Origin of the sequence: Desulfobacter hydrogenophilus, assembly GCF_004319545.1 — a bacterium.
In the GTDB taxonomy this organism is placed as follows: domain Bacteria; phylum Desulfobacterota; class Desulfobacteria; order Desulfobacterales; family Desulfobacteraceae; genus Desulfobacter; species Desulfobacter hydrogenophilus.
In genome coordinates, this window is sequence record NZ_CP036313.1 from 377107 (window position 1) to 389686 (window position 12580).

Annotated in this window: 11 protein-coding genes; 5 read left to right on the forward strand and 6 right to left on the reverse strand. The window is 45.1% G+C overall.

The annotated features are described in order from the left end of the window. Positions 1–25: 25 nt before the first annotated feature. Complete coding sequence (locus EYB58_RS01700; RefSeq protein ID WP_111954740.1) at positions 26–1903, reverse strand: hypothetical protein; 1878 nt, start codon at positions 1901–1903, stop codon at positions 26–28. A gap of 265 nt (positions 1904–2168) precedes the next feature. On the opposite strand from EYB58_RS01700, the gene EYB58_RS01705 reads away from it, so the two are divergent. Genes EYB58_RS01705 through EYB58_RS01720 form a run of 4 tightly spaced genes read left to right on the forward strand, consistent with a single transcriptional unit; the run spans position 2169 to position 4858 of the window. Continuing rightward, positions 2169–3248, forward strand: a complete 1080-nt coding sequence (locus tag EYB58_RS01705; protein WP_111954742.1) for a flavin monoamine oxidase family protein — start codon at positions 2169–2171, stop codon at positions 3246–3248. Positions 3249–3275: 27 nt separating this feature from the next. Continuing rightward, complete coding sequence (locus EYB58_RS01710) at positions 3276–3590, forward strand: YbjQ family protein (RefSeq protein ID WP_111954744.1); 315 nt, start codon at positions 3276–3278, stop codon at positions 3588–3590. 3 nt (positions 3591–3593) lie between these two features. Next, the gene (locus EYB58_RS01715; RefSeq protein ID WP_111954746.1) at positions 3594–4043 is read left to right on the forward strand and encodes a YbjQ family protein; all 450 of its coding nucleotides are present in this window, start codon (positions 3594–3596) and stop codon (positions 4041–4043) included. Continuing rightward, positions 4043–4858 carry a M48 family metallopeptidase gene (locus tag EYB58_RS01720; RefSeq protein WP_111954748.1) on the forward strand — a complete coding sequence of 272 codons (816 nt, stop codon included), beginning with the start codon at positions 4043–4045 and terminating at the stop codon, positions 4856–4858. The genes EYB58_RS01715 and EYB58_RS01720 overlap by 1 nt, the downstream gene beginning before the upstream one ends. Here the strand turns inward: EYB58_RS01720 and EYB58_RS01725 are convergent. From EYB58_RS01725 to EYB58_RS23740, 4 genes are all read right to left on the reverse strand, one after another. Beyond that, positions 4851–7226 carry a DUF342 domain-containing protein gene (locus tag EYB58_RS01725; protein WP_131071980.1) on the reverse strand — a complete coding sequence of 792 codons (2376 nt, stop codon included), beginning with the start codon at positions 7224–7226 and terminating at the stop codon, positions 4851–4853. The two genes, EYB58_RS01720 and EYB58_RS01725, sit on opposite strands and share 8 nt — an antisense overlap. 355 nt (positions 7227–7581) lie before the next feature. Next, positions 7582–8316, reverse strand: coding sequence for a response regulator (locus EYB58_RS01730; protein WP_111954752.1), 735 nt, complete (start codon positions 8314–8316; stop codon positions 7582–7584). A gap of 355 nt (positions 8317–8671) precedes the next feature. Continuing rightward, positions 8672–9490, reverse strand: coding sequence for a phosphate/phosphite/phosphonate ABC transporter substrate-binding protein (phnD, locus tag EYB58_RS01735; protein WP_111954754.1), 819 nt, complete (start codon positions 9488–9490; stop codon positions 8672–8674). Between the two features lie 147 nt (positions 9491–9637). Then, entirely contained in the window at positions 9638–10777 is a 1140-nt protein-coding gene (locus EYB58_RS23740; protein WP_242637443.1) for a transposase, read from the reverse strand. Between the two features lie 271 nt (positions 10778–11048). Between EYB58_RS23740 and EYB58_RS01745 the strand changes: the two genes are divergently transcribed. Then, positions 11049–11906 (forward strand): cache domain-containing protein, encoded by an 858-nt coding sequence (locus EYB58_RS01745; RefSeq protein WP_146617248.1) that lies wholly within the window; start codon positions 11049–11051, stop codon positions 11904–11906. A gap of 71 nt (positions 11907–11977) precedes the next feature. Here the strand turns inward: EYB58_RS01745 and tnpA are convergent, their stop codons facing one another. Next, a complete protein-coding gene (tnpA, locus tag EYB58_RS01750) occupies positions 11978–12409 on the reverse strand; it encodes an IS200/IS605 family transposase (RefSeq protein ID WP_131071982.1) in 432 nt (143 codons plus the stop codon). Positions 12410–12580 lie beyond the last annotated feature (171 nt).

Genomic DNA, 12580 nt, shown 5'->3' on the forward strand with positions numbered 1-12580 from the left:
GCTGAATTTTTCAAAACGTTTGGGCCTAGGGAATCTTCACAATCTGATAATTTCCGTCTTGGGCCTTTACGATTTTAAGCTCGGTGTCGTTGGCCTTGAGGGTCATGTCTGTAATGTCATGACGGAAACACAGGGTGATGCTGTCCCTGGATACCATAAAAGTAAACGGGTTGAACAGGTTGACACTGGCCTTCTCAAAGGTGGTTGAGGTGCCATCCCTGAAGGTTGCCTTAAAGCTGTCCAAGGGCTCAAACAAGCGAATGATATTGGTGGTGCCGGGCGTAATCGTGACGGATTGAACCGAAAAACTGTCATCCTTGGAAAGCTGAATCAAGGTGGTATTAAACTGGATGGGGTCCCGCTTTAAAGACACATTTGCCTTCTGTTCAAAGGATGACTTGGTGATCAAGTTGGACAGCACCAGGCTTGTGATGGGATCATTGGTCTGGATACCGTATTTTCCCTTTGCATCCCCCATGAGCAGTTCCCGATGGACACTAACCTTAATCCGGTCCTGGGAGACCCTGGACAACTTCAGGGTGTTGATCCGCTTTTGAATGATCTCAAGCTGGTTGGTCTGGCCGGTTTCCGTGCTGAAATAGGTCAGGGTGCTGTCCGATAGTTTCAGTCCCCCTGCCTGGTTGTCATCAAACGCATACCAGGCCATGTCCGAAGGCAGTCCATTGTCAGCCAGCACCAGGTGTCCGATACGTTTGGGCACCAACGTGGCGCTGCCCTGGTGGAAGAAGGCTGCAAAATCAAGATTACCGGAACTGTTGCTCCGGGTGAGCAGGTACCAGGATTTACCGTTAAGTTTTGTGTCAATGCGAAGAGGCGTAAAGGTGTATACATTTTCCAGAAAGCCCTTCATCTTGTAGCTGATGCGGTCACTGGCCATAAGTTCTGCAAAGGCATTTTCATCCCGGATCTTTTTGAAATCATGGTAGGAGATCATGTTCCGCTTCATGTAATTGGAGATTTCAGTGTGCTTGATGTTTAAGTCCCCGACCTTGAAATAAAAAATATTGGAAGCATACCCGGACTGGATGGTTGAATAAATCCGTGCCTGACGCATGAATTCCGTACCTGCCAGAACCTCCCTGCGGGAGCTGATCAATTCATCAACCTGACTGTTATAATTAAAATATACAAACAAAATAAGCCGGTTGCCCCGGTTCATGTCCGTCTCTCCGTCCTGACGGTAATCGGGCAGGGTCATGGTATGCAGCATGGACGAGACATATTCAGTTTTTAAAAGCTTTTTAGCCACATCTTTCTGTTCCGGCTCTCCCTCAGACAGCCAGGCATGTAATTCGGGAAATACGGATTCGTAAAACTGCATTTCAGGACCGGAATCCTTGCCGATGCTGCTGACAAAGGGAATCGTTTTTAACAGGTTGCCATATTTGAATCCGGCAAAAACGGCCAGAGAAATAAACAAAAGCGCCGCAATCCAGGGAAACCAGCGCCGTTTCATTTTGCTGATGCCTTTTTGCTTCTGGAGCGTCGAAAGCAGGGCAGTGACGCGTTCCTTACCCATATAGGTGTCATCATGCACCACGTTGCCCCCGTAAGCCACAAGGCTTTTCTTTTTATCCGCAGATCGGAAAAAAGCCCAGGCATACCCGATATTATCGCCTCTGGCAACACGGACCGTCAGGTAATCCACCAGGGCTTTGCGTTCCGACCCGGTGAGCTTATTAATGGATACGGGCTCCATGTCCGGATCAAGCTCGATCATCCCATTCACCGGAATAATCCGGATTTCCATCTGGGGGGCAATGCTCTGGTAGCGTCGGACATCCTGGAAAAAAGTGCACTCCGGAGGGATCTGTGCCTTGTATATTAATGGACTGTCACTGACCTTTATAACCGACAGTTCAAACTCACTTAAACGTGCCATATGGGGTAATTCTCCTTAAGCAATAGCCTTGTTCTTTTTACCGTACCTTTTTATCACTACCGTCCTGATAAAGCAAAAAAACATATCATATAAGTAACTGAAAAAACAGGGTTGAAAAAAGGAAAAAATGATTTAAGCAAAGCGTGTTGACCTGCATAACTACGGTTGATACAGGTATATTCATTGTCAAAATCGTTGATTTTTCAATTTCAAAGGGGCATAACCTTTTCATTAGCCTATTCACCCCAGTGAAATTTAAAAATTTATGAAAAAAGTTGATACAATAATTGTCGGAGCGGGACTAAGCGGCATGGCCTGTGCCGCCCGGCTTGTGGCGCAAAATAGATCCGTGATTGTTCTGGAAGCCAGATCCAGGATCGGGGGCAGAATTTTATGCCCGGCACATCAAAATTTCTTTGCAGATTTAGGTCCCTCCTGGTTCTGGCCCATGGTCAACCCGGAAGTATCCGCCCTGGTACAGGATCTGGGATTAAAAAGCTATCCCCAGTTCGAACAGGGTCTTGCATTGTTTGAAACCAAAGCAGGCGATATCCAGACCGTATCCGGCTGCCCCATGGAACCGCCGGCCTTCCGCCTTGAGGGCGGCATGATGGCCCTTATCAAAGGACTGTTTGCGCAAATTGGGGCACAGATCATCCGCCTGGACCACCCGGTCTGTGAAATCCGGCATCTGGACAATGGGTGTCGGGTCACGGTGGGGCACCTTGACCAGCCGCCCAGGTGTACACTGTCCGCTTCAAATGTCATTCTTGCCCTGCCCCCCAGGCTTGCGGCCCGGTCTATTCTATTTACCCCGGACCTTTCCTATGACCTAACCCAGGCCATGCTGAAGGCATCCACCTGGATGGCCGGACATGCTAAATTTTTTGCCCTGTATGACCAGGCATCCTGGCGCATGATGGGGCTTTCCGGCCAAGCGTTCAGTCAGCGCGGCCCTCTTGGGGAGATCCATGACGGATCCGGTGCCGGTGATAGTCCCTATGGGCTGACAGGCTTTGCAGGTATTCCTGCCCTGAGAAGGAAGGACGAAAAAACCATGTCCCGAGCCATCCTTGACCAGCTTGCGCAGCTTTTCGGACCCGATGCGGCACTGCCCCTGGCCCTTTATTACAAAGACTGGTCCAGGGAATCGTTTACGGCCACGGAATACGACAAAAAGTCCTGCCACAACCATCCTGAATTTTACCCGCCAGGCGGAAAAACAAGTATCTGGAACAACACACTTCACTTTGCAGGTACCGAAACCGCAGGCCAATTCGGCGGCTACCTTGAAGGGGCACTTGTCAGCGCCCGGCGGGCGGCTGATGCGGTGTCAATCAATTAAATTTATAAAAAATCCAGGAGAAAAAAAATGCTGATGACAAACACCGAAGAAATACCAGGAAAAAGAACAACGGCATTCCATGGCGTGGTGTCGGGCAGTACGGTGCGGGCCAAACATGTGGGCCGTGACCTGATGGCATCATTTAAAAACATTTTTGGCGGGGAGCTTAAGGGGTATACCGAGCTTTTGCAGGAATCCCGGGAACAGGCCATCGAACGGATGATTTCCCAGGCCGAGCAAATGGGGGCCAACGCCGTTGTCAATCTCCGCTTTTCAACTTCGTCCGTGGCTGCAGGGGCGGCCGAACTTTACGTTTACGGCACTGCCGTTACAGTGGAGTAGGTCATGGAACAGCTGATATTTTTTATCATTTTGATCATGCTGGGCTATTTTTTCGGACGCAGGGCTGAATCAAAGCATTACCGGTCCATTGAAGCGCGGGAAGAATTCTGGATAACCCGGCCGGCCAGCACATACAAAACGGTTAGCCAGTCAGGGCGCACCATTCGGAAAAGCGAACTGGTCTCCGGCAATGTGGTCATCTCCGTGGATTATTTCAAACGCATTGCAGCAGGCCTGCGCAATCTTTTCGGCGGTGAGGTCCGCGTGTATGAAACGCTGGTGGACCGGGCCCGGCGTGAGGCGTTGCTGCGGCTGCATGAATCCTGCAGCGACGCAGACGAAATCATAAATATACGCCTGGAAACCTCATCCATTTACAAGGGCAAAAGAAAACAGGTGGGGTCTGTGGAGGTCCTGGCTTTTGGTACCGCTGTTTATTTTGAAGAAAGCTAATGGATTATAAGCCGACGCGGCCCGAAAACAACGACAATATTTCCCGGGACAGCCCGGTCAAAGAGGCATTGGTGCTGTTGTCCGGTGTGATTGCCTTTTTCCTTGTTGCCTATTGTATACTCGGATTTATGGTGGACTGGGCCGTCGCCCGGATTTCGCCTAAAATGGAAGCTGCTATTTTTTCCGGATTTCAGGTCCCCCCGGGCATAGGCCCCACGGAAGATCTGTCCTGCCAGAAATCGTTCCAGCGCCTTACAGACGGTTTACGAAAATGCTGTGATATCGATTATCCTGTGAAAATTATCGTCATTCACTCGGATACAGCCAATGCCCTGGCTCTTGCCGGAGGTTCCATTGTGATTTTTTCAGGGATTTTTGACGTGGTCCGTTCGGAAAACGGCATTGCCTTTGTGCTGGCCCACGAACTGGGACATTTCAAACATCGTGATCATCTCCGGGGCATGGGCCGCGGCATTGTACTCACGGCACTGTCTGCCCTTTTAACAGGATCCGGTTCAAGTATCACCCAACTGACGGCACCGGGTGTCCACCTGACCCAGGCCCGGTATTCCCGGCAACGGGAAGCCATGGCCGACGCCCAGGCCCTGGAAACTCTGGTCTGTTACTATGGTCATGCCGGAGGCGCCACTGAATTTTTCCAAGCCATGGGGTCAGCGCATGATCCGGGGCGGCTCATGCCGTATTTTGCTTCCCATCCCGAGTGCGAGTCCCGCATTGCCGCACTTAAAAAAGCGGTTCAAGACCAGCTTTTTGACATCCGGGCGGTAACGCCTTTGCCGGCGGTGTTTAATTAATTTCCATTACATAATAAATCATACCGCCTTCATCCTTACCCATTTCCCTTATAAGACATCGCGAAAAGGACTTCTCCAGGATTTTATTCGAATGGGGCGCTTTAATTTTTGTCTTGGATTGAATGTGCTTTGATATATTCAGCGCAGGTACGGGCTCGAACTTGTTTGAAATATGCTCCAAATTTCCCAATTCTTCAACAAGTTGCCTGTTTGAATTTTCCAACGCCTCGATTTCAAGCTCTTTTGCTAAAATATCATGATGTATCTGGTCCTGACGTTCAAACCATTCGTTAATTTTTTCCCCTGCATTTTTCGCCTTTTTTTCCAGTTTCAAAATCGCATCTGAAATGCTTTTTAATGCAGCGATATCTTTTGTTTCGTTTAAAGCAAACCTCTTTTTCTCAAGTTCCCGAATCTCTATCTGGGCACGATCCTGGATATGTGCATTCTCCGTTATGGTTCCGTGAAGCGACTTATCCACCTCTTTCATCTGACTGATCTCCGATGCAAGCGCTTGAATCATATCCCGGTTCATTGAAAGCTTAGATTTTATCTTATCACCCAAACGGATTAAATGTTCATCCAGCCCCACAGTCAGAACCGACGGCGCTGCAGATTCATTTCCCACTGTTCCGGCTTTAATCCCAAGCTTTGCCGACAAGGTCGAATTAATAATAGCACCCCTTTCATTGTTGCAGGCCCCGCTCAAATAAATGGTAGAATCAACAATCTCTTTTTGAACCGTCAAATCTCCAAACGAGTTTATTGTTGAGTTGTGAATGTATTTGGCCTGGATGTTCCCCTTAACATGAATAAGCTTTGTATCCACAATGCCCCTTGAAACGTTCAAATCCCCTGATAAATCGACCTGTGCACCGCAAATGTCCTTGGCTGTGAGCGAAACGCACTTAACCGTGAAGCCTTCCTTAACCGTGCCCGGAACAATGACGTTGCCATTGAAATCAATATTACCGGTTTCAAACCCCACATCACCATCTACCTTGAATTCCTTGTTGACTGAGACAACTCCCATAACATCCAGGTGCGGTTCGCCCCGTGTAGTTGAAAAAATTTTAGTCTTTTCTTCGTTAAACCGGGTACCCGGACCTGCAGAAAAAGCCGGATCCACAGGCTCCGGCACAGGTATTTCCAGACCTTTAACATCCAGGCCGGGTTTCCCCGGCTCAGGAAGGATCTTGGAGGCCAGCATAAAGGCCTCTTCCACAAGGGGAACTTCTCCTCTGTCCCTGTAATCCATGCTTCCATCTGGATTCAGTCTGCCTGCGCGCTTGAAATTGATTGGGAAATAATAGTGAATTTCTCCATGGATTGGCGGAACCGGCTGTTTCCCCTCAGCAATAAGTAATTTTTCTCCTTTTCCGGCATCTCCATAAAGCCATTTTTCGATGGACGATTCTTCTACGATGCCAAAAAGAATCCCTTTTTTTTGAAGAAGCTGTTCTATCATGTAAACCGTTACTGTTTCCGGGGCATCTTTCTCGAGCCGGATATAAGCCCTTATCCTATTACCTGAGAATTCAATGGTAAAATATTTTAGGACATCCAGCTGTTTTGCGTCCGAAGCGCGCGATGGTTCACGATTGGCCCGCCAAACCATTACATTCAAAAACGCCGGAGTCAGTAGACCTGCAAGGGATTCGTATTCAGAGACATCAATGGTCTGATCCAATTGATCAGCATGGGGTGTCAAGGCGTCATCAAAAAGATCTCTTTCTAAAAGCGTAAATGCCTCGGACTGCCCTCTTTTTGAAAGAATGCGTAAAAAAATATCCCTCACACATTGTTTTAAATCATCAAATGCCTGCTTGAAGCCTAATGAATTAAAACTGATATTTTCTTTTTCCAAAAGAGTTTTAAGCTCTGGTCCGCGTTCTAATTCATCGTCTCCGAAAAGGCTCTTAAGCCTGGATTCCAGAACTCTGATTTCCTTTTCTTTTTGTTGAATTTGGGCCGCATACAGCGTCTCTTTTTTTCTTAGATTGCCAGCGATCTGAAACAACTGCTTATTCTGACGCTGGATGGTTTTCTGCAGATTTTTTATTTTTCTGCCAGCTTCGTATTCATCATGCCGCAGTCTGACCTGAAGAAAAAAGTCTTCATTCGTAAACGGCAGGGGCAGACAGGCATGAATCCCGGCAGAATTTATTGCATTAACAAAAGATGGCAGCGCGGAAGGGGCTGCCACCAGGAGTCGCTGGGTTTCCGGAGAAATGTCTTTAGCCTCTGCCAGAATGGTCTTCTGTCCTTTTTCTATTTCAACATATCCTTCAATAATGAGAAAATATGGAGAGGCCGAATTCTGGACCAGGCGTTGCAGACCATCAGCCGGAGATTTAAAACAATCCACTCGAAAACCTTTTTCCGACAAAAGTCCGGTTTTCTTTTTAAGTATCCCTTGGGGGTCAATTATCAGAATTTTATGTTCCTGTTGTTTGGTTTCGATGGTAAACGCCCCTTTGCTTTAGGAACACGAAAAAAAGACCTCTCCCCTTTTCCGAGCCCCTTAACTTCAAAATAACGGTCATGACCGGCCTGGTCTTTCACAGAGGTTAGGCCACAACAAATTATGAAAAAAACTAAGCGGTTAGTTCAGCTCTTTCATATAACGGCCATGGGCCGACCTGGTTTATCAATACCCAGGCACAGCCCACAACAAAGGTTGAAAGATCTGAGTAACTTACCCAGACTTTCATATAAAAAAATTATACTTTGTCGTTCAGTTCGTTCTCTGTGGGCATAAAGAACCCGGTACGGGCGGCAAGATCTTTAAATTCTAGAAAAAAATCTTTCATCACAGCCCGATAGCATAACGCGATCCTGTCTTTTTCAAACATCTGGTTCTCCTCAAGCAAATTTTCTATCTGCGCGCAATAATCTGCCTCATCAACCCCTTTTTCCAATCGTTTTTTTAACTGAAGGATCTGTTTTTCTTTTCGAACAATCACCCGTTTATGCGCAGTCGCCTTTTGTTGAAGCTCCTGGCTTAAATTATACAGACGGGTGTTTTGTTTTTTAGCCAGCGCAAACAGGTTTCGATTCTCAACAACCAATTCGTAATATTGCAATCCTGACTTGATCATCTCCAATAAATCATTATTGTCCCAGGGTTTTGTAATAAACCGGTGAACAGCGCCGCGATTCACCGCATCTGAAATCGCATTGATATCTGCATAGCCGGTGATCAGAAATCGCACAGTCTCCGGGGTAATGGCCCTGGCCTTCTCCAGAAACTGGGTGCCTTCCATTCCCGGCATCCTCTGATCCGAAAGTATCATGGAAAGTGGATGATCTATTTTTTGAATAAAATCAAGTGCCTGGAAACCGGAAGCCGCGTAAAAAGAACGGGCGCCTATCTTTTTAATCAAACGCTCAAGCGCTTTCCCGATTTTTTCCTCATCATCAACGATCAAAATTGTATGATTAAACCCCTTGGTCATCTGGCTCCCATAGATAATGGCATTAGAATCATTGATTCGGATATTTTTTCGTGAAATTTGTTGCTTATGGATAAGTTTAAGTCATTTTAAATCTTTTCTCAAGAGACTAAAATGACGAATCAGGGAAATCGCATGAAACTTGCCATGTACAAAGGTGTGGTGCACCTTCCTACTGAACGATATGCAGAAATATGAGTTACGACGCAGTTTGAATTCAGCCCAAACGCTCCGATTTACAAAGATTATTTTCCCCTGCCGTGAAACAAGTAAAGTAAACGGTCAACAGTTTTTAGCGGAATAAAAGCAGGCTTGAAATTATTCGCCGATTAGGCCTTGCCGCAGAATACGAAGATAGCTATTGTTTGCGACGCAACCGATCAATCACCTCAATGATGGTCGCTATGTCTTCATAATTAGATTTTTGCCCTTTGATGAATCCCGTGGCGCCGGGTTTAAATGCGCTTAAGACAGAGGACGATTTGAGATTTAATAATGCTGTTTCAAGCCGATTTTTCAGGCTCAGATCAAAATTTTTTCGAACCACGATAACAAAGTCATAAAACGGTTCGCTTTTATGCAAAATTTTAAGATAATTCGGATACTGAAGATACACACTCTCCTTGATACCACCGGCGTCATATTTTCCCAGGATCACATTTTTGGCCACCTGGTCGTGTTTACCTAAAAAATTATAATTTCCCAATCTTGATAACACTTTGTGCGTATGAAGGATATGTGCCGGCACGTAAAAAGAGAGCGTCGAATAAGGAGAGCCAAAGGCAAATTTCTTTTGAGCTAACTCGGTGATATCCGTTATTTCAGAATCTTTCCTGACAACGATCACGCTGTTAAAATAAGGGGTTCCATCTGAAACCAAGGTTGCGACAATCTCCACACGATCCTTGATTTTCACATAGGGTGCGGGGCCGATGAACCCCATGTCAAGATCGCCATTGACAAGTTTGTCCATGATCTCTTTGTAATCCCTGCCCAATTTGAGAGAGATCCGGTCGTTCAAACAATTTGAAAGATAGACCGTTATGGGTGCCATTCTTTGAGTAAGCACAACCGGATCAATTATGGATATTACGCCAAACTTGATCTGGGACATAGCATTCAGCGTAAAAGTCTGATATATGATGACAATTATAGTTAATATTTTAAGAACCTTCATAAATTATTCCTGTATAATATGCGAAATACACAATATGTATTTATAGCGGTGATTGTCCTCTTGTCGCTATTGGCCGTACATAATGCCAGAAAGAATGCTGCCATCTATTTTATTGATGATCATTCTAACAGAATCAATTTAAGCTGATTATAACGGATTTGGGGGACCCGTCCGTAAGCCTCCCAATGAACCCGAAATCAAAAGGTTCTGAAGCCAGTTTTCGTGGTACTGAAATCCGTTAATTCTTTCAAAAGAACTCACATGGCCTTTGTGCTTTACCGTCCATGGATTGAGCGGGGCAAAATTTTGGATAAGCGCCCAGGCACGTATGCTGAGATTGGCAGATTTCATAGTGCCGTGAAAATATTTGGTACTGAATAAATGACGATCCATCCGTTGCATCAGCCGGTCAACCATGTTGCTCGTTCTATGTGCGCCAGGAAAATCATAGGCTTGGGAAAACTGTGGAAGATTATCCCTAAGCTTCTTGATTTTAACTGAAATGACGTCTGGAACTTCATTCTCCGTATTTCGACACCATTCGGAAAGCCTCCGAACTCTTTGTGAGAATGATCTTTTGGACTCTGCCCTGAAGCAATCCCATAATCTGGTAGCCGCATCCAGGAAATGCTCCTTGTATTTTTTGCGTGAGCGATCACGTATGCCAATAAAAATGTGCAAAAAGCAGGATAGCACGGCTATCTTGGGAAACAGCTTTTTCCAGGCCTTCTGCGTTGACCGCCATCCGTCGGTATTGACAGTATCCGGCTGATATTCCGGATTAATGCATTCAGCCTCCTCTTTAAAAACACCGTATGCTTTTTGAAGATCTTTACCGGATGCTGTTTCCGAAACACTGGCTCCTAAAATACAGTTATTTCCGACCGTCGTGGCAATATAGGTCTTTTCTCCCAAAAGGCGGGTATGTTTTTCATCAGCAGAAAGGTGCTGGGGTAATTTCTCTGGGGACTTGATAGTGGTTCCTACGAGGCTGTACCGGCCAATAGTTGCTTCAAGACGATACCAATACATGGGATTTTTCCCGAAACAGTGGCTCAGAGCCCAAAATGGAACAGCAAACTTACGCAAAAATAACGGTTTTTCAACATCTTTCACAAATCCAGTCATATACGGCATGGCAAAAGACGGCCTTATTGTGTAACTGACACCAGCTATGACTATCCTTCTGATTTTTAATTTCAGTTTTTTTGAGACTCTGATCTCCTTCATTGTGTATCCGCAGGCGATTTCAGGCGGAAAAATATTAGGATGCTCCTTGATTACCATGTCTAATATTATCCGAAATTGGATGGCATGTTTAATGATGCTGTAATATTGTGCTTGACAAACGTGCATACAAATAGTTCGATTCAGTCGGGGAGCGATGTTAGAGGCAGGAGTCATAATTTTCCTTAGTTGTTATAGTTGCTGTTCGCACTTCAACCATAACTCAGGAAATGAATTTTTTCAGCCTATTTCATCGCTCCCCGACTCAGTCCCCCAAATCCGTTATAATCAGAATTTAAGTTATCAATTTGCCTTAAAAAAAACGGGGCTTTTGGCAGACATACTTTATCGCCAATATGAAGAGGTCATCGGCAAAATGCTTAATGACTATAACAGGGCTTCCCCTGATGAGAAATTCAAAATAAGGGAGAAAATGCTGGATACGTTTATGCCTGTATATGAAAATATTCAGGAACGGGGACTCAGGCGTCTTCAATTTCATCTGGTGGATGGAACGAATTTAATTCGATTCCATAAACCGCAGATGTTTGGGGACCCCATGCTGCCGTTTAGAAAAAGCCTCCAGATGGTGAATGAAACACAAAAATTCGTATCCGGATTTGAAGAAGGTCGATTTTGGACAGGATTCAGGTATGTGTACCCTGTTTTTTTTAATGGTCAACACCTGGGCACCGTGGAAATGGGATTTGATTTTGACGCAATTAAACGTGAAATGGCTACGTATACGGGTACTTACCTGGTCATGTTCCTTAAAAAAGATATTGTTCAAAAAAAACTGTTTAATAAAGATGAAATCAAAAATTACCGGGTGTGCAATATCAATGATAATTTTATCGTTGAAAAGAACTATCGTCCCTTAATTAAAAGGCACACTAAGCTTTGCGAATGTTTTTCTTCCAACCCCATAGATGTACGCCAAAAAATGGACACTCTGACGGAATTTAACGAAGTGATTCGAAACAATAACACATTCAGTTTAATCCATTTTCTACCAATAAGAAACATTGCAAACGATAAGGTTGGCTATATTGCCGCCGTCATAGAAAACATTGCTGCGCCGTCGCTTACTTACTTTTTTTATGCAAAAATAGTTATTGGGGCCGTATGTCTGATATTATTGATGCTGTACTGGAACAATCGGATCAATAAATTAAACCAAAAGTCATGACCCCCAGTGAAACTGGGGGCTTGATTGTTAACCGCTCAAAGCGGTCTTTTAAAAGCGCCTAAAGGCGCGGTTTAATCAAACAAGTTCATCTGTTCGCAACGTTGATCCTCTTTTTCTTGATGCCGGATATATGCTCGAACAATTTGTTCGTCGATTCCTACTGTTGATGCAAAATAACCTCTGGCCCAAAATTTTTCACCATTATAGTTCCTTTTTTTACCACAAAACTGACGTGCTATCTGAATAGCACTTTTCCCCTTGATGAACCCAACTACCTGAGCCACGGCAAATTTGGGTGGAATGGAGATCAGCATATGAACATGGTCTGTCATCAAATGTCCTTCTTCGATCTCGCATTCTTTTTGTTTTGCCAAACCATGTAGTATTGACCCCAGTTCCCGACGTAATTGCCCGTAAATAACTTTCTTCCGATATTTTGGAATCCAAACCACATGATACTTGCAATACCACTTTGAATGCTTTAAACTTTTATAATCTTTCATACAACCTTCCTTTAATAGCTTTGAGCGGCTAACTTAAGGAAGGTTGTTTATTTTCAACTCCCGGAACTGTCAAACTTTTCGAGTCCTCCACCGGAGGTGGAGGTTTACCCAATAGAATTACAGCAAAAATCGGATAAACTCAAGATTCTTTCCGTTACGGACACCCTGACC

Bases quoted from the DNA above. Each gene is read 5' to 3' on its own strand.
- EYB58_RS01700 (WP_111954740.1), bottom strand. From the start codon at position 1,903: ATGGCACGTTTAAGTGAGTTTGAACTGTCGGTTATAAAGGTCAGTGAC.
- EYB58_RS01705 (WP_111954742.1), top strand. From the start codon at position 2,169: ATGAAAAAAGTTGATACAATAATTGTCGGAGCGGGACTAAGCGGCATG.
- EYB58_RS01710 (WP_111954744.1), top strand. From the start codon at position 3,276: ATGCTGATGACAAACACCGAAGAAATACCAGGAAAAAGAACAACGGCA.
- EYB58_RS01715 (WP_111954746.1), top strand. From the start codon at position 3,594: ATGGAACAGCTGATATTTTTTATCATTTTGATCATGCTGGGCTATTTT.
- EYB58_RS01720 (WP_111954748.1), top strand. From the start codon at position 4,043: ATGGATTATAAGCCGACGCGGCCCGAAAACAACGACAATATTTCCCGG.
- EYB58_RS01730 (WP_111954752.1), bottom strand. From the start codon at position 8,316: ATGACCAAGGGGTTTAATCATACAATTTTGATCGTTGATGATGAGGAA.
- phnD (WP_111954754.1), bottom strand. From the start codon at position 9,490: ATGAAGGTTCTTAAAATATTAACTATAATTGTCATCATATATCAGACT.
- EYB58_RS23740 (WP_242637443.1), bottom strand. From the start codon at position 10,777: ATGGTAATCAAGGAGCATCCTAATATTTTTCCGCCTGAAATCGCCTGC.
- tnpA (WP_131071982.1), bottom strand. From the start codon at position 12,409: ATGAAAGATTATAAAAGTTTAAAGCATTCAAAGTGGTATTGCAAGTAT.